Genomic DNA, 23,059 nt, shown 5'->3' on the forward strand with positions numbered 1-23,059 from the left:
TCTATCTGGGCACCTCCACCATGGTATAGGCCTCTACGATATCCAGCTCCTGAATGTCGTTGAACTTCTCGAACACAAGGCCGCATTCGTAGCCTGCCTTTACTTCTTTCACATCGTCCTTGAAACGCTTCAGGGATGCCAGATTTCCATCGAAGATCTGGGCGCCTTCTCTCGTGATACGGCACTTGCAGCCTCTCTGGAACACACCGTCCAGTACATAAGAGCCGGCGATATTGCCCACGCCGGAGGCCTTGAAGATCTGGCGGATCTCCGCATGGCCAAGGACCTTCTCCTCGTATACCGGGTCCAGCATACCCTTCATGGCAGATTCCACATCGTTGATCGCATCGTAGATGACGCGGTACAGACGCAGGTCTACCTTTTCACGCTCCGCAGTCTCTTTTGCAGTCGCGTCAGGCCGTACATTGAAGCCGATAATGATTGCGTTGGAAGCGGCAGCCAGACTTACGTCGGACTCGTTGATGGCGCCTACGCCGCCATGAATGATCTTTACCACGACCTCTTCGTTGGAGAGCTTCAGAAGGCTCTGCTTTACTGCCTCCACGGAGCCCTGTACATCGGCCTTTACGATAATATTCAGTTCCTTCAGGTTTCCGGACTGGATCTGGGAATACAGATCGTCCAGAGACATCTTCATCTTTGTATCCTCAATCAGCTTCTCGCGGCTTTCCTTTACATAGGTCTCCGCAAAGGTTCTTGCTTCCTTGTCGGTCTCCGGAGAAACAAAGATCTCGCCCGCATTCGGCACATCGTTCAGTCCCAGAATCTCTACCGGCTTGGAAGGACCTGCTTCCTTTACCCGGCGTCCGTTGTCATCCATCATGGCGCGGACCTTTCCGTGGCAGGCGCCTACCGCAATCGGATCGCCCACATGGAGCGTACCCTTCTGCACCAGAACGGTCGCTACAGGACCTTTACCCTTGTCAAGCTCTGCCTCAATGACAAGACCTCTTGCGCGGCGGTTCGGATTGGCTTTCAGCTCCAGCACCTCAGCGGTCAGAAGAATCATCTCAAGAAGCTGATCGATACCCTCGTGGGTATGAGCGGACACCGGAACAAAGATGGTGCTTCCGCCCCAGTCCTCAGGAATCAGCTCGTATTCCACCAGTTCCTGCTTTACGCGCTCAATGTTTGCGCTGGGCTTATCAATCTTGTTGATCGCCACAATGATCTCGATTCCGGCTGCCTTCGCATGGTTGATAGCCTCGATGGTCTGAGGCATCACGCCGTCATCGGCAGCTACCACCAGAATGGCGATATCCGTGGAGTTCGCGCCGCGCATACGCATGGCTGTGAACGCCTCGTGACCCGGCGTATCCAGAAAGGTGATCTTCTGATCATTGATGGAAACCACATAAGCACCGATATGCTGGGTGATTCCTCCGGCCTCCCGGTCAATCACATGGGTATGCCGGATGGCATCCAGAAGAGAGGTCTTGCCGTGGTCTACATGACCCATAACGCAGACTACCGGCGGTCTCGGTACAAGACTGTCCTCCGGATCTTCCGAATCCTCAAGCATCTTGCCGATGACATCCTCTTTCTCCTCCGGCACCGGATCGAAATTCATCTCCATAGCCAGCTCTCCAGCCGCCTCAAAATCCAGCTCGGAATTTACAGTCATCATCTTGCCTTCCAGGAAAAGCTTTTTAATAATCACAGAAGGCTGGATCTTCATCTTCTCTGCCAGATCATGAATGCTGATCATCTCAGGAATCTCGATTACCTTCGGCGTATTGTCTTCCTTCTTCGGCGCAGGTGCCGCCTTAGGTGCCGCAGAAGCGCCCTTAGCTCCCTTGCCGCCCTTCTGGTTCGGACGATTACCGCCCTGATTCGGACGACGGCCGCCCTGACCCGGCTTACCGTTCCAGTTATCGTTGAATTTGGTGTTTCTTTCTTTTTTGCTGTCATCATTGCGGTTCTTATTCTCTGCTCTGCGGTTTTCTGACTTACGAAGCTCTACAGGCGCTGCCGGGATATCCATAGCGCGTCTTCCGCCGTCACGTCCCTGGCCGCCTCTTCCATCGCGGTTCTGGTAACCGCCCCGGCCGTCTCTTCCTCCCTGACCGTCTCTTCTTGCTCCGTCACGTCCCTGGCCGCCTCTTCCGTCACGGTTCTGATAGCCTCCCCGGCTGTCTCTGCTGCCCTGGCCGTCTCTCTGGCCCTGGCTATCTCTTCTCTGGCCCTGGCTGTCTCTTCCCTGGCCGCCTCTTCCGTCACGGCTCTGATAGCCTCCCCGGCTGTCTCTTCCGCCCTGGCCGTCTCTCTGACCCTGACCATCTCTTCTCTGGCCCTGGCCGTCTCTTCCCTGCGCCGGACGTGTTCCGGACGGACTCTGAGCCGCCGGACGCGCTGCTCCTGCAGCCGCTGGCTTCGCATTCGCGCTCTCATCCTGAGCCGGCTTCGCCTGCTGCTGAGGCTGAACAGGCTTTACGCTCTGTGCTGCCGCATTCTGGGCCTGAGCCTGTGTCTCTGCCGTCTGCGCCGCAGGCTGAACGGTTCCCGCTCCTGCTGCCTTTGCTGCCGCAGCCGGACGCCCTGTTCCTGTTCCCGCTGCCGGACGGGCGGCTGCCCCTCCTGCTGCCGGGCGCGCTGCTCCTGTTCCTGCCGCCGGCCGTGCTCCTCCCTGAGCCGGACGCGCCTGCTGAGAGCGGGCTCCCTGCTGCTTCTTCTCTCCCCGGGGAGCTTTGATTCCCGTCTGACTGTTATGGGCATTATATACCGCTATGATTTTTTTCTTTTTCGGCGGAGCCGCGTGGGCTCCTTCCTGCTTTCCTGCCGTCTCTTCCGGTCTGGCAGCCTCTGCCTTCGCCTCTGTCTGTTCCTTTTTCGGGGCGAGGGCTTTTTTCACCATAGCCTCCTGTTCCTCTGAAAGTACGCTCATATGGCTTTTCACCTCCACATTTTTCTCTGCCAGAGCCGCTAACACTTCTTTATTTGATCTGTTCAGTTCTTTTGCCAGTTCATGTACTCTTTTCGACATACTTACTACCTCCCTTATCTGTTATCAGGCTTTTTTCGATGGCCTTTGCAAATCCCTCGTCCAGCACTGCCAGGGATGCTCGAAACTCCTTTCCCATGGCGTGACCCAACGTCTCTTTCTCACCAAAGAAGTACAAGGGCACTTCATAGTAAGTACACATGTTCTGGAATTTTTTCTTCGTGTTCTCTGACGCGGTTTCCGATACGATAACCAGCGCCGCCTTTCCCGCCTTCACTGCATGCTCTACGGAGAATTCTCCGCTCGTGAGCTTTCCGGCTTTCATGGCAAGCCCGATCATCGAATATACCTTATTTTGTGCCAAGCTCATCCAACTCCTTTTCCAGACTGTCGTACACCTCCGGCGGAATCGCTGTCTTCAGGGACCGTTCCAGTCCCCGGTTCTTTCTCGCCTTGAGAAGACATTCCTTTGAGAAGCAGAGATAAGCGCCGCGTCCGTTCTTGCGGCCTGTGGTATCCAGTATGATTTCATCCTCTGCAGTCTTAATGACCCGCAGCATCTCTTTCTTGCTCTTCATTTCCTGGCATCCCACACACTGGCGCATCGGTACTCTTCTATTTGTACTCAATCTCTCACTTCCTGATTCTACTATTTTTTAATTTATATGTTCGGACACAAGGACAGACTGTCTGCCTTACTCTTCCGGAGTTTCCTCCGCGGCCTGCAGATCCGGCTCCTCCGCGCTCTCTGCACGGTCTCCGTCCTCTGCCTCCACGTCATAATCTCCGCTATAGTCTCCATCGTAATCTTCATACTCCGCGTCTTCCGCGTAAGCTTCTTCATCCTGGACCTGGGACTCTTTATACTCCTCGTAATCCTCGTAGTATTCTTCGTCGTCATCCACGTCCAGCCAGCCCTCGATCTCTCTGGCCTGAGTCTCGCTCTTAATGTCGATCTTAAAGCCTGTCAGTCTGGCTGCCAGTCTCGCGTTCTGGCCTTCCTTTCCGATGGCCAGGGACAGCTGGTAATCCGGAACCACCACTTTTGCGGTCTTCTCCTCCGGGTCTGCCAGAACCGCCACTACCTTTGCCGGACTTAACGCATTCTCGATCAGGATTGCCGGGTTTTCATTCCAGTTGATTACATCAATCTTCTCTCCCCGGAGCTCGTTCACAATGGCGTTCACTCTGGCTCCGTTCATACCCACACAGGCGCCCACCGGATCTACGTCCGGATCGTTGGACCAGACTGCAATCTTCGTTCTGGAACCGGCCTCACGGGCAATGCACTTAATCTCCACAATGCCGTCGCGGACCTCTGTCACCTCGGACTCAAAGAGGCGCTTCACAAGTTCCGGATGGGTTCTGGATACCAGAATCCGCGGTCCCTTTGTGGTATCCTTTACCTCAAGAATATAAACCTTGATACGCTCGGTGGGCTTGAATACCTCGCCTTTTACCATCTCATTCTCATTGAGGATAGCGTCCACCTTGCCCAGATTGATGCTCACGTTGCGGCCCAGGTATCTCTGTACCACACCAGTCACCACATCCTTCTCTTTTCCATAATACTGGTTGAAGAGAACCTTTCTCTCCTCCTCACGGATCTTCTGCAGAATAACGTTCTTCGCGTTCTGGGTGGCAATGCGGCCGAATTCCTTGGACTTAATCTCCACATTCACGATATCGCCCAGCTCGTACTTGGAGTCAATCTCTCTGGCCTTCTCCAGGCTGATCTCCGTCACATCGTCCTCGACCTTCTCCACCACGGTCTTCTCCGCATACACGGAAAACTGGCAGGTTACCGGGTCAATATTGACCTTTATGTTATCTGCCTTTCCAAAATGGTTCTTACAGGCCGTCAGAAGAGAATTCTCTATCGCTTCCAGCAGCGTCTCCTTGCTGATATCCTTTTCCTTCTCAATCTGCTCCAGCGCTTCCAGCAGTTCTGTGTTCATCTTTTTCTTTCCTCCTCGTTTTTCACACGGTTTTCTGTTTATTCCCGCAGGCAGTAAGCCAGGCGGTATTGAACCTAAAAGTCGAACGCGAGACGAATCAACGCGATATTCTCCCGCTCAAAAATCTGCTCTTCTTCCTCTTCCGTCTCGATGGTTACCGTATCCTTATCGTATGCTTTCAGAATTCCCCGGAATTCCTTCTGCTTATTCACCATGCGGTAAGTCCGGATCTCCACCTCTTCTCCCAGGCTGCGCGCAAAGTCACGTTCTTTCTTTAGCGGTCGTCCCAGTCCCGGCGAACTGACCTCCAGAATATAGGATTCCTCTATAAAATCATGTTCATCCAGGAGATCTCCCAGAGCCCGGTTCACAATCTCGCAGTCATCCACTGTGATTCCTCCGGGCTTATCGATATAAGCCCTCAAATACCAGGAGCCTCCCTCTTTCACGTATTCCACATCTACCAGTTCAAAGTGATTGGCTTCCAGAATCGGTTCCAGCAGCTTTTCCGTTTTCTGTTCATACTCTTCTCTCTTCGTCATCGTCTTCCCTTCACTTCATTTCATTTCCGCGGACAGCATGCGCCCTGCGGGGTATTTGACTTTCTTTCCCCTTGCAGCCAGCAGCTTTCTGTTCTCTGCCGAAGTCTGCAAATCATTCCAAAAACAAAGAGTGAACTTTCGTTCACTCTTCGCAGCCACAACTATTACATCTTCTACACTATAGCACGTTATTTTTGAAAATGCAAGGGGTTTTCTGTTAGAAATACGTTATTTACACGTTAATTTCCGCTTTTTCTCCCAGTAAATCCCGGTACTCTTCCAAAATCGGACCCGCCACCTGGCTCAGGAAAGCCTCCACCTGCTCCGGCGCCCGTCCCACATAGCGGGAGGGCTCCATGGTCTTCTTCAGATCCTCCAGAGAAAGTCCGAAAGCCGGATCTGCAGCAATCAGCTCCAGAAGGTTGTTCTCTCTTCCGTTCTCTTTTACATTCCGGCCCGCTTCCATGGAAAGCTCACGGATACGCTCGTGGAGTTCCTGGCGGTCTCCGCCTGCCTTGACCGCGTCCATCATAATATTTTCCGTAGCCATAAAGGGCAGCTCTGCCATCAGGTGCTTTTCGATTACCTTCGGGTATACCACAAGGCCGTCCACCACGTTCAGGCACAGATCCAGAATGCCATCAATGGCAAGGAAGCCTTCCGGAATGGAAAGGCGCTTGTTCGCCGAATCATCCAGGGTACGCTCAAACCACTGGGTGGCCGAGGTAATGGCCGGATTCAGCGCGTCCACAATCACATACCGGGACAAAGAAGCGATGCGCTCGCTGCGCATGGGGTTACGCTTGTAAGCCATAGCGGAAGATCCAATCTGAGATTTCTCAAAGGGCTCTTCCACTTCCTTCAGGTGCTGAAGCAGGCGGATATCATTGGACATCTTGTGGGCGCTGGCCGCGATTCCTGCCAGCACATTCAGCACACGGGTGTCCACTTTCCGGGAATAGGTCTGGCCGGATACAGGATAGCACTGAGAAAAGCCCATCTTTTCCGCGATCATGGGATCGATTCTGTCGATCTTTTCCCGATCTCCGTCAAAAAGCTCCAGAAAACTTGCCTGAGTTCCTGTGGTTCCCTTAGAGCCCAGAAGCTTCATGGAAGAAATCACATGATTCAGATCTTCCAGATCCAGGCAGAACTCCTGCATCCACAGCGTCGCCCTCTTTCCCACAGTGGTGGGCTGGGCCGGCTGAAAATGCGTAAAGGCAAGAGTCGGCTGGTTCTTATATTTATCCGCGAAGGACGCAAGCTCGCTCAGCACGTTCACCAGTTTTCTGCGCACCAGCTTCAGAGCCTCCGTCATCACGATAATATCCGTATTATCTCCTACGTAACAGGAGGTAGCTCCCAGATGGATAATGCCCTTCGCCTTCGGACACTGACAGCCATAGGCATAGACATGGGCCATAACATCATGGCGCACTTCCTTCTCCCGGGCCTTTGCCACATCATAATTGATATCATCCTGATGGCTTTTCAGCTCATCGATCTGCTCCTGGGTAATAGGCAGGCCCAGCTCTTTTTCCGTCTCAGCCAGAGCAATCCACAGCTTTCTCCAGGTCCGGAACTTCTTATCCGGCGAAAAGATATACTGCATCTCTTTGCTGGCATATCGTTCTGATAAGGGACTTACATATCTGTCTGTACTCATACTCTCTCCTTATATTTTCAGGAATCCGCGCGCCGGTATCTCCATTTGACTTCCGGCACGCAGCTTCCTTTTTCTTGAACTCCTGTTGCTTTTCCAATCCTGTTACTTTTCAAAATTTCCCCGGATATCCTCCGTCGGCGGCTCGAGAGGATACTTCCCTGTAAAGCAGCCGGTACAGTGGGGCAGGCCTCCTATCATTTCGCCCAGCCGCTCCACGCGCAGATATGCGAGAGAATCGGCTCCTATCACCTGGCGGATCTCTTCCTCCGTGCGGTTATAGGCGATCAGCTGTTCCCTGGCCGGCACATCCGTCCCGAAATAGCAGGGATACAGAAACGGCGGTGAGCTGACGCGCATATGCACCTCTTTTGCTCCCGCGTCCCGGAGCATCTTCACGATCCGCCCGCTTGTAGTCCCCCGGACAATGGAATCATCGATCATAATCACGCGCTTTCCATTTACCGCTTCCCGCAGCACGTTCAGCTTCACGCGCACGCTCGATTCCCGGCTGCTCTGTCCGGGCTTGATAAAGGTCCGGCCCACATAACTGTTTTTTACAAATGCAGTCCCGTAGGGAATCCCTGACTGCAGAGAATACCCGAGGGCCGCCGCGTTTCCCGATTCCGGCACCCCTACCACCAGGTCCGCCTCCACCGGCGCGTCCATCGCGAGAAATTTTCCCGCGAGAATCCTGGACTGGTACACGCTGACCCCGTCAAAATGACTGTCAGGTCTGGAAAAATAGATATACTCGAAAACACAACGGGCCTCCTGCTCTTTTGGCAGGCAATGGGTCTTATCCGACCGGATGCCCTCCGGCGTAATCGTCACGATTTCGCCCGGCTCCACATCACGGACGAACTCCGCTCCAATGGTCTCCAGAGCACAGGTCTCTGAAGCCAGAATATAAGCGTGATCCCGTTTTCCGATACACAAAGGCCGGAAACCAAAGGGGTCCCGCGCTCCGATAAGCTTTCTCGGAGACATAACAATCAGGGAATAGGCTCCCTTAATCTTGTTCATGGCCCTGGATACCGCTTCCTCTACGGCAGCCGAATGAATACGCTCCCGGGCGATATGATAGGCGATCACCTCGGAATCGATGGTCGTCTGGAAAATCGCTCCCGTATATTCCAGCTCCCGTCTGAGTTCCGGCGCGTTGATCAGATTCCCGTTATGCGCCAATCCCAGGGTTCCTTTGATATAATTCAGCACGAGCGGCTGCGCATTTTCCCGTGTGCTGCTGCCCGCAGTAGAATAACGCGTATGACCAAGCCCTATATCTCCCTTTAAGCCCGCAAGCACATCCGGAGTGAAGACCTCGTTCACAAGCCCCATTCCCTTATGGCTCTTCACGATTCCCTTTGGTCCTCTCGTATCGCTGACCGCGATTCCACAGCTCTCCTGTCCTCTGTGCTGCAAAGCAAACAATCCATAATAAATAGCAGAAGCCACATCGCCGCCGTCGAAGTCATACATTCCAAAAACTCCGCACTCCTCCTTCAGCTTCTCCTCTGCCTCATACTGCTCATGAATCATACGCTCGTTCTTCCTTTATGAAATTTTTCTTTTCCTTCCCGCAACCCGGGGCAGAAGCCTCCGGATTCCGGAACGGTTTCGGCAGCGCCGCAGAGCGGAACTGCCGCTGTCTGTCTGAATTGATGCTGCCGGCCGCTGCTTACAGTCCCAGGCGATGGAATACCTCGTTGTAGGCTTCTTCCACATTTCCCAGATCCCGGCGGAAACGGTCCTTGTCCAGCTTCTCATTGGTATTGATATCCCAGAGGCGGCAGGTATCCGGTGAAGTCTCATCTGCCAGAATAATCTGTCCCTTATAACGGCCGAATTCAATCTTGAAGTCAATAAGCTTGATGCCTGCGTTTGCAAAGTAAGCCTTATAAACCTCATTGATCTTGAAAGCATACTTTGTGATTGTATCGATCTCCTCACGGGTAGCCAATCCCAGCGCGATTGCAAAGTAATCGTTGATCAGCGGATCGCCCAGCTCGTCGTTCTTGTAGCTGAACTCCAGAGTCGGCGCCTTGAACTCGGTTCCTTCCGGAACGCCCAGACGCTTGGAGAAGCTTCCCGCTGCCACATTGCGGACAATGACCTCAAGCGGAACGATCTCCACTTTCTTTACTGCTGTCTCGCGGTCGCTGAGCTCCTCGATAAAGTGTGTCGGAATTCCTTCCTTCTCCAGAAGCTGGAACACACGGTTCGTCATGCGGTTGTTGATCACGCCCTTGCCCTGAATCGTTCCCTTCTTCTGTCCGTTGAACGCTGTCGCGTCATCCTTATAATCTACAATTAAAACGTCCGGATCGTCAGTTGTATAAACCTTCTTTGCTTTTCCTTCATACAGTAAATCCAATTTTTTCATCTTCATACCCGTCCTTTTCTGATTTTTACTCAAAACCTTCTGCCTTTTTATTTCTATAAAGGCATTGTTACGTGAAAATTATATACTAAGATTTTTTGAAAAGCAAGGAGGCCGTGCCGGAATCTTATAATATATTCTAATCGATATTCTGCGTCCAGGCTTATATGATACCCGCCAGGCGCAGAGGCATCCGGGTTCTTGACAGATCTTTTTTTCAAATTTATACTTGATATACGGAAAATTCCATTATTTAATCCTTTGATACTGTTAGCGTCGGTGTACAAGGGCAGCCATGGCTCCCGGGAAGGTTCTCCCGGGAACTTACCAATCTTATCCACGGAAAGGAACCGCTTATGAAGCTTCGAATTGGAATTTTAAGCACTGCCTCCATTGTCCCCCGTCTGATTGGCGCGGTCCGGGCCGCGGAAGTCTATTTATCAGACAGTCATTCTCCATACGAGGGCTTTACAGTCTCCTCCATAGCTTCCCGCAGTCTCAAGAACGCCAGGCAGAAAGCTCTGCTCTGGAATGTTCCAAAGGCATTTGGAAGCTACGAAGAACTGATAGAATCGGGAGAGGCTGATGTCATCTATATCGCAATGATAAACAGCGAGCACTATCATTACGCGAAGCTGGCCCTGGAAGCCGGCAGACACGTGCTCTGCGAAAAGCCCTTTACGCTGGAGCCTTCACAGGCCGAAGAACTGTTCGCCCTGGCGCGCCGGAAGAGCCTGTTCCTGATGGAAATGCAGAAGGTGGTCTTTCTGCCTGTCGTCCGGCAAATAAAAGATTTGATTCAGAAAGGCGGCTTCGGGCGCATTACCATGGCTGACTTTTCCAGTTCCTTTGATGCCGGATACAACGGCTGGTTCTTCGACGGGGCAAAGGGCGGAGGCCCGCTCTACGGAAACGCCGGATACAGCCTGCAGCTCATGCAGTATCTGCTGGACTGTTACGCTGCCGAGTGGACCGGACTCTGCACCCGGAGCCAAAGCGGCGTGGAGGATCAGTTTTCCCTGGCAGTGCGTATGGAAAATGACACCTTATACGCCAACAAGACCAGCATCCGTACTGACACAATTCACACCGGATATATTTATGGAGAAAAAGGTTATATAGAACTGCCGGATTACTGGAAAGCACAGAAGGCCATTCTTCATTATAAAGATCGGGAAACCGAAATTCTGGAAGCGCCCTGTGAATATGAGCTGATGTATGAAGTGATCCACGCGGAGCAGTGTATCCGCCAGGGACTTGTGGAAAGTCCTGTTATGACAGAAGAGATGACCGTCCGGGCCGTCCGGGTGCTGCATGAAATTCATAAGCAGTGGAATCCCTAAGGAACCGCCGGGAGGCGACACCCTGTATCCCATATCAGCATAATACGGAGAACACATCATGAAAGAATCCGCGTACCGCAAAGCCCTTCTAAAACATGGAGCCGACATACTCTTTTCCCCCAGCATGCAGTCTGAGAAACACTTCCTGCAGCACGGCAGAGTCTCTGTCTTCACTCATTCCATCGCCGCTGCCTGCACCTGTATCTGCATCGCCCGAATTCTGCGGGCCCGGCTGGGTATCCGCCTAAACGAACGGGCTCTGATCCGCGGCGCTCTCCTGCATGATTATTTTCTCTACGACTGGCATATTCCCGACAGAACCCACCGTCTCCATGGTTTCTTTCATGCGCGGCGGGCCTTCGAGAATGCGTCCCGGGATTTCGCCCTGGGAGAAATCGAGCGCGACATGATTCTGCGCCACATGTTCCCCCTGAACCTGACGCCGCCTGCCTGTCCGGAAAGCATTCTTCTGTGCATTGCCGATAAGCTCTGCGCCGCGGACGAGACCCTGACCCGCACCAGCAGGTATCGGAAGATCAGCCGTTTTTTCTAAATAAGAAATATGGAATAACTCTTACTGGCATTAGAAAGGCCCCCAAATTACAGATATTCTGCAGCCCCACACCCATATAGTGAGGGACCGCCGTAAAACAGAGCATATACTCTATTTTACGGCGGTCCCTCATTTTTTAATATGTCTTATATCTGCAAAAACGCTTTGCCATTACGCTGTTTTCTCGACCTTTCTCTGCACGGCCTTCACAATCTCCATAATCGGAATAATCAGGATCGCAAGTCCAAGGGCAATCGCATACTCCTCCAGATCAATCGGCGTGAACTGGAACGCGTTTGCGATAAACGGAACCTCGATTACCACCGTTGTCAGAATCAGAGATACAATCATTGCGCCATAGAGGAACTTGTTGTGGTTGGTCAGCTTAAAGATAGAACCACGGCGGCTTCTCATATTCAGAGAATGGCAGATTTCTACCATAGACAGCGTCAGGAATGCCATCGTCGTTCCATCCGGACTGTTCACAAACTCCCAGACACCGCTCTCATAATAATGGCCCAGCAGGTAGGATGCCATCACGAGCACTGTTACAATCAGTCCCTGGAAGAAGACGTCGAAGCCCATACCGCCGGCAAAGATGCCTTCCTTCGGATCACGGGGCTTACGTTTCATGATATCCGCCTCGCTCTTCTCCATACCGAGAGCCAGAGCCGGGAAGCAGTCCGTAATCAGGTTGATCCAGAGCAGGTGTACCGGCTCCAGAATCGTAAAGCCAATCAGGGTCGCAAAGAAGATAGACAGTACCTCAGCCAGGTTGGAAGCCAGAAGGAACTGAATCGCCTTACGGATATTCGCGTAAATCCGGCGGCCTTCCTCTACCGCTGATACAATTGTAGCAAAGTTATCGTCGGCCAGAACCATATCCGCCACGTTCTTTGTAACGTCAGTTCCGGTGATACCCATGCCGACGCCGATGTCCGCGCTCTTGATGGAAGGCGCGTCGTTGACGCCGTCACCGGTCATGGCGGTAATCATGCCCTTTGCTTTCCAACCCTTTACGATACGAACCTTATGCTCAGGCTGTACACGGGCATATACGGAAAACTCCTCTATCCGGCGGTTGAATTCTTCATCATTCATCTCATCCAGCTGCGCGCCTGTGATGGCCTGTTCCGCACTGGAGATGATTCCAAGCTCCATACCAATGGCTACCGCCGTATCCTTGTGGTCTCCGGTAATCATAATCGGACGGATACCTGCCTCTCGGCACTCCACAATCGCATCCTTTACCTCCGGACGGACCGGATCGATCATGCCGGAAAGTCCAAGATAAGTCAGATCCTGCTCCAGCGCTTCCGGCTCTGTGTTTTCCGGAACCGCATCCCAGTCTCTTCTTGCGCAGCAGAGCACACGCAGCGCTTTATCAGCCATAGCTTTATTGGAAGCCAGGATAGAGGCTTTGATCTCCTCTGTCATCGGCACACGCTGTCCGTCCTTCACAGCATAAGTACAGCGCTTCAGCACCTCGTCCGGCGCTCCCTTTGTATACTGAACGATCTGGCCGTCTTTTGTCTGATGAACGGTAGACATCATCTTACGCATGGAATCGAAGGGCGCTTCACCCACACGGGGATATTCTTCCTTGAGCTGCGTCTTCTCATAGCCGTTCTTCGCCGCGTCGTTGACCAGCGCGCACTCGGTAGGCTCTCCGACTGCCTGGCCTGCCTCTGCATCCCATTCCGCGTCAGAACAGAGGGCCATGCCAATCTCCAGCTCTTTCTCATCCTCCGCCACGTGCTCTACGACGGTCATCTTGTTCTGGGTCAGCGTACCAGTCTTATCCGAACAGATAATCTGGGTACATCCCAGGGTTTCCACCGCCGTCAGCTTTCGAATGATGGCGTTGCGCTTGGACATGTTCGTCACGCCGATGGAAAGCACAATAGTCACCACGGCAGCCAGACCTTCCGGAATCGCCGCTACCGCCAGGGATACTGCTACCATAAAGGTGTCCAGAATCGCGTCGCCGCTGATACCGGATCGCAAAAGTCCCACCGCGAAAATCACAATACAGATGCCTACTACCAGCACCGTCAGGATCTTACTGAGCTGATTCAGCTTCAGCTGCAGCGGAGTCTCCTCATCCTGAGCCTGGGCCAGGGCAGAAGCGATCTTACCCATCTCTGTGTTCATTCCGGTTCCGGTAATGACAGCCTTTCCACGGCCATACACTACAGTGGAGCCCATATACACCATGTTTTTACGGTCGCCCAGCGGAACATCCTTCTGGCCGTCAAGCTGCAGAAGTCCTACAAGCTTGTTGACCGGAACAGACTCTCCCGTCAGAGCCGCCTCTTCAATCTTCATACTGGCACATTCAATGATACGGCCGTCCGCCGGAACTGCGTCTCCTGCCTCCAGCAGTACCACATCGCCGGGAACCAGCTCCTCGCTCTTTAAGGTAACGACCTTTCCGTCACGCATCACCTTGCTGGTTGCCGCCGCAATTTCCTGCAGAGCCGCAATGGCTGCTTCCGCCTTGCTCTCCTGCACCACGCCGAGAACCGCATTGATAATAACCACGGCCATGATAATGATTACATCCGCAAAGGACTCTCCCTCATAAACCGCTGTGATACCTGAAATGACAGCCGCCACAATCAGAATAATGATCATCGGGTCTGCCAGCTCGTCTAAGAACCGCTTCAGCAGAGAATCCTTCTTTCCCTCCTCCAAACGGTTTCTTCCAAATTCAGCAAGCCTTTTTTCAGCTTCCTGGGAGCTCAAGCCTTCCTCGGAAGAATTCTGCTCCTTCAATACCTCTTCAACGCTTTCCAGATACTCTTTCACGTTTCCTCCTATCCGGACGTCTTTACGTCTCGTTTTCTTCTGTCGTCTGCTGCCTTTTTGCTGTCTGTCCCCACAGTCTATTCGCAGCAGCCGCGTACAGGTTTTATCATATCATTTATTATCCATTTTGTCCAACCTTTGCCTTCTTATGTAAGCAAATCCGGCGGCGGACGGTGGACAGGCTTCCGGCCGCTCTCTCTGCGCTCCATCTGACAATCCTCCTTTTCTCAGTCTTCCTTGTATATTCGTATGTTTCTGCAAAAACCGCACCTGCGTTTCTCTATACCGGGAAAAACAAAAAAGACCTATCCACAAGAATTCTCCTGCAGATAAGTCTCGCTGTTTCAAACAAAACCAGGCTTCAAGCCATGAATGTTGATTCTGTCACGCCAGAGGCGCCAACTACTCCCTTATGCCTTCTGTTATGCGGTTTTTATCATTTTCATTATCTTACCTTACTTTTCCGGGAAAAGCAAGTTCTTTATACTTTTTTTATATTCTGCATATCAGCCCAGCCGATCCCGCTTCTGTCAGAAAGGAATGTAACTGTTTCATTTTTTCAATTTAGTAAATGAAGCAGCCCCCTTTTCTTCTGCCGGTACTACATCTGCTTTCTCACAATCCGGTATTCATCCCCATACTGGAAATAGGGGCAGGCATGAAAACTGCCCTGAATGAAAAGACGCATCTCGTCCTCGTCCAGATCCATTTCGCAGACGTAATAGCCATAGTCTTCATCGTATACATAATTACCGCACAATTCGCAGTTCGATGCTTTATTTTTCTTTTCCGCCATCAGGTATTCCTCCCTGGATACAGTATTCTCTGCATATTTCTCTTTATTTTCTCCGACAGCCGCGTATACTGAATCAGCTCTTCTTCATCGAAACCGCCGAACCGGGCATCATCGAAGTCCTGCTCCACAAGGGAAAGCTCTTTCAGAACCGGCTCCGCCGCTGGAAGGAAGGCAATCCGGAATTTTTTTCCTTTTTCCTCTTTTTCCTTCTCCCGCTCTTTCTTCACTTTTTGCTTCTCTTTCTTTTTCTTCTCTTTCCCGGTTTTTTCTTCCTGCTTCTGCACAGTCAGCTCCTCCTGCTTAATCAGCCCCCGCATGACAAGACGCTGGAGGAGTATCGTAACCGTACGCCGTGGAATTCCCGCAAAGTCCGCCAGCTCCCGCTTGTTTATGATCTCGCCGGAATGGCTCAGACACAAAAGAAGAGAGGCCTCCTGAACCGTCAAATCATTCTTCAGGGCCGCGGCTTCCAGATACCGCTCCAGAAGCTTCCGCTGGCGGTAGATTTCAGACAGGAGTCCTTCTCCGGCAATGGCCTCGGCGCTGACGCCGGAGCGCTCGTCTCCCAGTTTCTTTGTGCCCGGAAGGAGTGGAAAGCCCACACTGCCATCACCGGCTGCGTCTATCAGAAAACGGTATACCTGCAGACGTTTCTTCTCATATTCCTCTTCGTCCAGTACTTCTCTGTAAAAACTGTGATAATACTCGAAGACTGTAAGCTTCATCTGAATGGTTTTTGCCAGACTGTTCCCCTGGCTGACCAGGGAGCCTTTCCGCTTTACATAATAGTATACCGGAGCACGCAGCGCGCAGAATCTCTCTCCATAGCGGATATATTCCAGATTAAACATAAAGTCCTCGCACCAGCTGATATCCGCGTTCATACGCAGCCTGTGTTCCTGTACGATGCTTCTGCGGTACAGCTTGTTCCAGAGAACTCCATAATAGAAATCCGCAGGGTTTTCCATCATATGAGCCGCAAATTCTTCCTTTGTCAGCACTCCGTCCTCTTCGATATCTCCTTTTGGCGACACACGCTCTCCAGACACCCGGTAGAAATCCGAGATGACCAGATCGCAGCCATTCTCCTCTGCCGCGCGGACCAGAAGCTTTGTGGCATCCGGCGTAATCCAGTCGTCGCTGTCCACGAACTGCAGATAAGTTCCCTTCGCGTTATCGATAGCCAGGTTGCGGGCTGCCGACACGCCTTCATTTTCCTTATGAATCACACGGACGCGCGTATCCCTCGCGCCGTATTCGTCGCAGATAGCCCCAGAGCCATCCCGGCTTCCATCATCAATCAAAAGCAGTTCATAATCCATATACTCCTGCCCCAGAATACTCTCCACGCAGCGGCGGAGATAGGGCTCTGCATTGTAAACCGGGATAATAATGGAAACGGTCGGATTCATAGCCTTTCTCCTTATACAATTCTCTTAAATTTCTTTTCTATCTCCTGCTTGGTCATGGAAATGATCGTGGGCCGTCCATGAGGACAGTTGTAGGGATTTTCAAGGGTAAGCAGCTCTTCAATGAGGGCCTGCGCTTCCGCCGTGCTCATACGCTGGTTTCCCTTGACCGCCGCCTTGCAGGACATGGAAGCAATCTTATCCAGAACCATTTCTGTATTTTTCCCGTTGACGTATTCCAGACTGTCCAGAAGCTCCAGAAACAGGTCCTTTTCCGCCAGCCCGAACAGGTTGGCCGGAACCGCGCTGACCGCGTACTCTTTTCCGCCGAAGGGCTCAATCTCAAAGCCAAGCTCTGCGAAATACTCCCGGTACTCCTCAAGTTTCGCAGCCTCCTGCATGGACAGTGTCAAAATCAGCGGCGGGCTCACCATCTGAGAAGTGATTTCTTTCTTTGCCAGGTTTTTTACCGTGCGTTCATACAACACCTTTTCGTGGGCCGCATGTTGATCTATCATATAAAATTTATCTTCAAACTGAACCAGCCAGTAGGTCTCAAAAAGCTGGCCGATGATGCGGATGTCTGATTTGGCCGCCGGATTCAGAAGGCGCTGCTCAAACAGATCCAGCTGCTCGGATTCCTTTATCCGGACCTCCTCCACAAGGGGCTTCTCCATCCCTGCCCCATAGCTTCCGCTCTCCCGGAGAACGCTGCCGTCAGAGGACCATTCCGCCGGCCGCTCTCCTGAAACCTGCTCTTCTTTTGGCTCTTCTTTTGACTGTTCTTTTGGCTCTTCTTCTGCCGGACAGTTCTCCGCCTGCTGATTCTTCTGCCGGAATTCCTCCGTGACTCTTTTCCTCATCTGAGCCATAAAATATTCCAGATTGCGCTCCTGAGGCGCAGAACCGCTCTGTGCCGGAGATTCCTGAGCTACAGGAGCAGCCTGCGCCGGAGATTCCTGAAATGCGGAAGCGTTCTGCGCCGGAGATTCCTGAAATGCGGAAGCGTTCTGCGCCGGAGATTTCCGTGCTGTAAAGGCATCCTGCTCTAAAGCCATCCGCGTTCCGCCGGGCTGTATGCTCTTTTCCGTCTCTTCTTTCTCAGATTCTTCTGTCAGCTTCACTTCCGGAATCAGTTCCCGCTCCATCAGCCCCTGCCGCACCGTATCCCGGACGAAGCGGTACAGCTCCTCCTGGTTGGAAAAACGCAGTTCCATCTTTGTGGGATGCACGTTCACATCCAGGAGCTTTCCGTCTATGGTAAAATGCAGGGCCGTAAAGGGGTATTTGTGCTGCATCATAAAAGTCCGGTAGCCTTCCTCGATGCCCCGGGCAATCACATTGCTGCGGATATAACGGCCGTTGATAAAATAATTCTCATAGCCTCTGTTCCCCCTGGAAATCACGGGTTTTCCGATATAGCCGCAGATGCGCACAGGCCCCTGGACCGCGTCAATCTCAGCCAGATTGGCGGCTACGTCGCGCCCGTAAATATGGTAAATCACATCCTTCAGATTGTGGTTTCCGGAGGTATGAAGCTTCGTCTGCCCGTTATTGATGAACTGGAAAGAGATATCGGGATGGGAAAGAGCGAGACGCTCCACCAGTTCGCTCACATAACCCGCTTCCGTCATGGGGGACTTCAGAAATTTCCGCCGTGCAGGCGTATTGTAGAAAAGACTGCGCACCAGAAAGGTCGTCCCGTCCGGAGCAGCCATCTCCTCCAGCTTTCTCTCCGTTCCGCCTTCAATCACATAGCGGACGCCCACATCGGCGTCCGCTGTCTTGGTAATCAGTTCTACCATGGCAATAGACGCGATACTGGACAGCGCCTCGCCCCGGAACCCCAGGGACGCCACATGAAACAGATCCTCCACTGCCCGGATTTTGCTGGTGGAATGACGCAGAAAGGCTACAGCCACCTGATCCTGTTCAATGCCGCTTCCATTGTCCGTAACACGAATCAGGGAAGTACCCCCGTCCCGAATCTCTACGGTGACGGCTGTGGCGCCCGCGTCTATGGAATTTTCCACAAGCTCCTTGACCACGGAGGCCGGCCGCTCAATGACCTCGCCCGCCGCGATCTGATCTATGGTCTTCTGATCCAGCACCTGTATTCTGCTCATCCGATCACCACCTGTTCTTTATCTTGTTCTGCAGCCGGTAGATAGTATTCAGAGCTTCCAGCGGCGTCATGTTCCCCAGATCCATATCCCGGATTTCTGTGATAATATCATCGTCCTTTACCGTATCAAAAAGAGAAATCTGATCCACGTCCATATCCGGCTCTGTCTCTATGGGAACCGCCTTCGGCTTTACCGAAATATCTGCGGCGCTCAGCTCTTCCACCAGCTCCTTGGCCCGCTGAATCACCGGATCGGGAACGCCGGCCAGCTTCGCCACCTGAATGCCGTAGCTCTTGTCAGCCCCTCCCCGGATGATCTTCCTTAAGAATACGATATCGTCGCCCTTTTCCTTCACGGCGATGCAGTAATTCTTCACGCCGGGAAGCGAACCTTCCAGCTCCGTAAGTTCATGATAATGGGTGGCAAACAGTGTCTTCGCGCCCAGAATTTTCGGATTGCTGATATATTCAATCACGGCCCAGGCGATGGCCAGACCATCAAAGGTGCTGGTCCCCCGGCCGATCTCGTCGAGAATCAGAAGACTGGCAGGCGTGGCATTCCGCAGAATATTTGCCACCTCAGTCATTTCCACCATGAAGGTGCTCTGTCCGGAAGCCAGATCATCGGAAGCGCCCACTCTGGTAAAGATGCGGTCCACAATGCCGATCTTTGCCTTTTCCGCCGGCACAAAGCTTCCCACCTGGGCCATCAGCACAATCAGAGCTGTCTGGCGCATATAGGTTGACTTTCCCGCCATGTTCGGCCCTGTGATGACGGAAATCCGGTTCTGGGTGTTATCCAGCAGGGTGTCGTTGGGGATAAACATATCGTTTTCGATCATCTGCTCCACCACCGGATGACGGCCGCCCTTGATCTCAATGATGCCTTTTTCATTCATGACAGGACGCACATAATGATTCCGCTCCGCCACATAGGCCAGAGAAGCAAATACATCCACCATGGCTACGGCCTTGGCCGTGCGCTGAATCCGCAGAACCTGGGAGGCAATCTTTTCCCGCAGCTCACAGAACAGGCCATACTCCAGGGAAGTCACCTTGTCCTCGGCTCCGAGAATCGTATCCTCCAGCTCTTTGAGCTCCGGCGTGATATAACGCTCCGCGTTTGTAAGGGTCTGCTTGCGCATCCAGGTGTCCGGCACCATATCTTTGTAGGAATTGGTCACTTCCAGATAGTAGCCGAACACTTTATTGTATTTGATCTTCAGATTTTTGATGCCTGTTTTTTCCCGCTCCTCGGCTTCCAGCTTCGCAAGCCAGCTCTTTCCTTCCGTCTTCGCCTTCCGGTAGCGGTCCACATCCTCATGATAGCCGTCCCGGATGATATCACCGTCCCGGATAGAGATAGGCGGATCGTCCTGAATGGCCGCGGCAATCATGGACTGAATGTCTGAAAGCACATCCAGATCCTCCCGCAGCTCGCACAGAAGCGGCGAATGAAATTCTCCAAGCAGCGTATGGATATGAGGCAGCATCTCCAGAGAGGTTCGAAAGGCAATCAGGTCTCTCGGGTTGGCCGTCTGATAACTGATCCGCCCGATGAGACGCTCCAGGTCGTAAATGGGATTCAGATACTCTCTGAGTTCCTCCCGGGTAATCACATGGTCATTCAGCTCCGCAATCGCTTCATGGCGCTTTTCGATCTCCGCCCGGTCAATCAGGGGCTGTTCCACCATGCCCCGCAGGGTACGGGCTCCCATGGCCGTCTTCGTCTTATCCAGAACCCAGAGCAGAGAGCCCCGCTTCTGTTTCTCACGCAGAGTCTCCGTAAGCTCCAGATTTCTCCGGCTGGAGCTGTCAATGATCATGAATTTGCCGATGGTGTAGGGCTGCAGATGGGTCAGATGAGACAGGGTGGTCTTCTGGGTCTCATAGAGGTATTTCAGAAGCGCTCCCGCCGCAATGGTGCCGCAGCTCAAATCATGAAGCCCCAGTCCTGCCAGATTCGACACCCGAAAATGCTCCATCAGGGTATTGCGGCACAGCTCATCGTCGAAATACCAGCTTTCCAGCGGATACACCGCGATGCCAAGCCGGAATTTCAGATCCTCCAGATCCACGCCGCTCATGGAGAAAGCCTCATTGCAGACAATCTCCGCAGGAGCAAATTTATTGATCTCATCCAGAAGCTTTCTCTCGGAATCCACTTCCGTAACCAGATAATCTCCTGTGGTAATATCTGCCGTGGAAATTCCATAGCGATCCGAGAGATAGACAATGCACATCAGATAATTATTCTTTGTCTCATCTGCCGCAGACAGGTTCGTGCCGGGGGTGACAATCCGCACCACATCCCGGGCCACCAGTCCCTTGGCTTCCTTCGGGTCCTCCATCTGCTCGCAGATAGCCACCTTGTAGCCTTTGGAAACCAGCCGGTTTAAATACCCCTCTACAGCATGATAAGGAACGCCACACATGGGTGCGCGTTCCTCTAATCCACAGCTTTTTCCTGTTAATGTCAGTTCCAGTTCCTTGGATACAAGCTTTGCATCCTCAAAGAACATTTCATAAAAATCGCCCAGGCGATAAAATAAGATACAGTCCTTGTATTGTTCCTTCGTCTTCAGGTACTGCTGCATCATGGGTGTAAGTTCCGCCATGAATTTTCCTTCCTTCCGGTACTCTGCCGTATCAGCCTCAGCTGTTGCTGGATACGGTTCCTGTCTCTGCGTCCACCATCACGACCGCGCCGCTCTTCAAGATGTCTGTCGCGTTAGCCGCGCCGACAATCACCGGAATATCAAGGGTAAGGCCCACAATAGCAGCATGGGAATTGTCTCCCTTCTGCTCGACCACAAGACCGGAAGCCGCCCTCATCTGAGCCAGCATCTCATTGTTTGTCTCAGGAGCCACAATCACATCTCCCGCGTGGAAATTCTTTTTCAGCTCCTCTGCGTCCTTTACCACACAGAGAGAACCGCAGACCTTTTTCTTTGTAATACCGTTTCCGGTGACAAGTATCCTGCCCGCCACCTGAACCTTAATGAGATTCGTCGTACCAGTCACGCCCAGCGGCACGCCTGCCGTCAAAACGGTCAGATCTCCTCTGGATACGAGTCCCGCGCGCTCTGCGGCCTCCACAGCCCGGCTGAACAGGACCTCCGCCTCCTCTTCCTTTTCAAGGAGAAGCGGCTGTACGCCCCAGTAAAGATTCAGCTGCCGGCAGACATAATCATCCATACAGCATCCGATAATCAGACAGCCCGGATGATGCTTGGACACCATACCCACAGTCCGTCCGGACTTGGTAACCGTAATAATCGCCGCCGCGTGCAGATCCACGGCCGTCGTACAGGTCGCATGGGATACCGCGTTGGTAATGTCCGGGCGGTCCATAATCGTGCGTCTCTTAAAGCGCGCGTCGTAATCAATATCGGCTTCCGTACGAACGGCAATCTTCACCATCGTTTTTAATGCTTCTACCGGATACTGGCCATTGGCCGTCTCGCCGGAAAGCATGATAGCGCTGGTTCCCTGATAAATGGCATTTGCCACGTCAGTCGTCTCCGCGCGGGTCGGCCGGGGATTCTTGATCATGGAATCCAGCATCTGAGTCGCTGTAATCACCGGTTTGCCTGTCTCAAAAATCTTCTGGATCAGTTTCTTCTGAATGACCGGAACATCCTCCAGAGGAATCTCCACACCCATATCTCCACGGGCGATCATGATTCCGTCAGACACTCTGAGAATATCATCGATATTCTCTACACCCTGCAGGTTCTCAATCTTGGCAATGATTTTGATATGCTCGCAGTTCTTCTTCTCCAGTATCTTCCGGATCTCAAGAATATCGTCCGCCGTTCTCGTAAAGGAAGCCGCAATGTAATCGAAGCCCTCTTCAATGGCAAAAATAATATCGTCATAATCCTTCTGGCTGATAAACGGCATACTTAAGCTCACGCCCGGCACGTTAATTCCCTTCTTATTGGAAATCACTCCGCCATTCTCAACCACACAGAAAATCTCTTTTTCTGTCACCTTGCTGACCTTCATTCCGATCAGACCATCATCGATCAGAATCGAGTCTCCCGGCTTTACATCCTTTACCAGGTCTTTATAGGAAATGGACACCATGCCCTCGTTTCCAGTGATATCTTCCGTAGTCAGTACGAAACTCTGGCCTTTCTTCAGCTCAACCTTTCCATTTTCCAGATCTCCGGTCCGGATCTCAGGTCCCTTTGTATCCAGCAGAAGAGCTACCGGAAGATCCAGCTCCTCCCGCACCTTTTTCACCAGATCTGCTTTTCCCTTCTGCTCCTCATGGCTTCCATGGGAAAAATTCAGTCTCGCCACGTTCATACCGGCCAGCATCAGCTCCCGAATCACCTGCTCGCTGTCAGAGGCAGGCCCTAATGTACAGATAATCTTTGTCTTTCTCATCTTCATACGATTTTCACTCCACTCGTTTTTGCTTTTTGAGCTATTTTCTATTTCTTCTTTCTTCATTACCCGCCCATTATAGCATTGCGAAAAGTCGTAAGTCAAGGATGAGCAGG

16 protein-coding genes are annotated in these 23,059 nt (G+C 52.3%); 2 read left to right on the top strand and 14 right to left on the bottom strand.

What is annotated here, in order from left to right:
• Nucleotide 1: 1 nt before the first annotated feature.
• From infB to purC, 8 genes are all read right to left on the bottom strand, one after another.
• Complete coding sequence (gene infB, locus B5E82_RS09695) at nucleotides 2-3,004, bottom strand: translation initiation factor IF-2 (RefSeq protein ID WP_087307348.1); 3,003 nt, start codon at nucleotides 3,002-3,004, stop codon at nucleotides 2-4.
• Nucleotides 2,985-3,326: a L7Ae/L30e/S12e/Gadd45 family ribosomal protein gene (locus tag B5E82_RS09700; RefSeq protein ID WP_087307349.1), complete on the bottom strand. Its 342-nt coding sequence runs from the start codon at nucleotides 3,324-3,326 to the stop codon at nucleotides 2,985-2,987. Before B5E82_RS09700 ends, infB begins: the two co-directional genes overlap by 20 nt.
• The gene (rnpM, locus tag B5E82_RS09705; RefSeq protein WP_191416040.1) at nucleotides 3,313-3,567 is read right to left on the bottom strand and encodes an RNase P modulator RnpM; all 255 of its coding nucleotides are present in this window, start codon (nucleotides 3,565-3,567) and stop codon (nucleotides 3,313-3,315) included. The genes B5E82_RS09700 and rnpM overlap by 14 nt, the downstream gene beginning before the upstream one ends.
• Nucleotides 3,568-3,657: 90 nt before the next feature.
• Entirely contained in the window at nucleotides 3,658-4,920 is a 1,263-nt protein-coding gene (gene nusA / locus B5E82_RS09710; protein WP_087307351.1) for a transcription termination factor NusA, read from the bottom strand.
• Between the two features lie 74 nt (nucleotides 4,921-4,994).
• On the bottom strand, nucleotides 4,995-5,462 hold the full coding sequence (gene rimP / locus B5E82_RS09715; protein ID WP_087307352.1) for a ribosome maturation factor RimP: 468 nt from the start codon (nucleotides 5,460-5,462) through the stop codon (nucleotides 4,995-4,997).
• A gap of 232 nt (nucleotides 5,463-5,694) precedes the next feature.
• Nucleotides 5,695-7,128, bottom strand: a complete 1,434-nt coding sequence (gene purB / locus B5E82_RS09720) for an adenylosuccinate lyase (protein ID WP_087307353.1) — start codon at nucleotides 7,126-7,128, stop codon at nucleotides 5,695-5,697.
• 102 nt (nucleotides 7,129-7,230) lie between these two features.
• Nucleotides 7,231-8,667 carry an amidophosphoribosyltransferase gene (gene purF / locus B5E82_RS09725; protein WP_087307354.1) on the bottom strand — a complete coding sequence of 479 codons (1,437 nt, stop codon included), beginning with the start codon at nucleotides 8,665-8,667 and terminating at the stop codon, nucleotides 7,231-7,233.
• Between the two features lie 139 nt (nucleotides 8,668-8,806).
• Complete coding sequence (gene purC, locus B5E82_RS09730) at nucleotides 8,807-9,511, bottom strand: phosphoribosylaminoimidazolesuccinocarboxamide synthase (RefSeq protein ID WP_087307454.1); 705 nt, start codon at nucleotides 9,509-9,511, stop codon at nucleotides 8,807-8,809.
• Between the two features lie 353 nt (nucleotides 9,512-9,864).
• Between purC and B5E82_RS09735 the strand changes: the two genes are divergently transcribed.
• Together B5E82_RS09735 and B5E82_RS09740 are read left to right on the top strand one after the other, a co-directional pair.
• Complete coding sequence (locus B5E82_RS09735) at nucleotides 9,865-10,851, top strand: Gfo/Idh/MocA family protein (protein WP_087307355.1); 987 nt, start codon at nucleotides 9,865-9,867, stop codon at nucleotides 10,849-10,851.
• Between the two features lie 58 nt (nucleotides 10,852-10,909).
• Complete coding sequence (locus B5E82_RS09740) at nucleotides 10,910-11,404, top strand: HD domain-containing protein (protein ID WP_242966296.1); 495 nt, start codon at nucleotides 10,910-10,912, stop codon at nucleotides 11,402-11,404.
• A 171-nt stretch (nucleotides 11,405-11,575) separates the two neighbouring features.
• Here the strand turns inward: B5E82_RS09740 and B5E82_RS09745 are convergent, their stop codons facing one another.
• The 6 genes from B5E82_RS09745 to pyk all read right to left on the bottom strand — a co-directional run bounded on the left by B5E82_RS09745 (nucleotide 11,576) and on the right by pyk (nucleotide 22,949).
• Nucleotides 11,576-14,215: a cation-translocating P-type ATPase gene (locus tag B5E82_RS09745; RefSeq protein ID WP_087307356.1), complete on the bottom strand. Its 2,640-nt coding sequence runs from the start codon at nucleotides 14,213-14,215 to the stop codon at nucleotides 11,576-11,578.
• A 601-nt stretch (nucleotides 14,216-14,816) separates the two neighbouring features.
• Nucleotides 14,817-15,011, bottom strand: a complete 195-nt coding sequence (locus B5E82_RS09750) for a DUF6472 family protein (RefSeq protein WP_087307357.1) — start codon at nucleotides 15,009-15,011, stop codon at nucleotides 14,817-14,819.
• On the bottom strand, nucleotides 15,011-16,423 hold the full coding sequence (locus B5E82_RS09755; protein ID WP_087307358.1) for a glycosyltransferase: 1,413 nt from the start codon (nucleotides 16,421-16,423) through the stop codon (nucleotides 15,011-15,013). The genes B5E82_RS09750 and B5E82_RS09755 overlap by 1 nt, the downstream gene beginning before the upstream one ends.
• A gap of 11 nt (nucleotides 16,424-16,434) precedes the next feature.
• Nucleotides 16,435-18,546, bottom strand: coding sequence for a DNA mismatch repair endonuclease MutL (gene mutL, locus B5E82_RS09760; protein ID WP_087307359.1), 2,112 nt, complete (start codon nucleotides 18,544-18,546; stop codon nucleotides 16,435-16,437).
• A gap of 4 nt (nucleotides 18,547-18,550) precedes the next feature.
• A complete protein-coding gene (gene mutS, locus B5E82_RS09765; protein ID WP_087307360.1) occupies nucleotides 18,551-21,163 on the bottom strand; it encodes a DNA mismatch repair protein MutS in 2,613 nt (870 codons plus the stop codon).
• A gap of 37 nt (nucleotides 21,164-21,200) precedes the next feature.
• The gene (gene pyk, locus B5E82_RS09770) at nucleotides 21,201-22,949 is read right to left on the bottom strand and encodes a pyruvate kinase (RefSeq protein ID WP_087307361.1); all 1,749 of its coding nucleotides are present in this window, start codon (nucleotides 22,947-22,949) and stop codon (nucleotides 21,201-21,203) included.
• Nucleotides 22,950-23,059 lie beyond the last annotated feature (110 nt).

The organism is Lachnoclostridium sp. An138, assembly GCF_002160765.1.
In the GTDB taxonomy this organism is placed as follows: Bacteria; Bacillota; Clostridia; order Lachnospirales; family Lachnospiraceae; genus Laedolimicola; species Laedolimicola faecalis.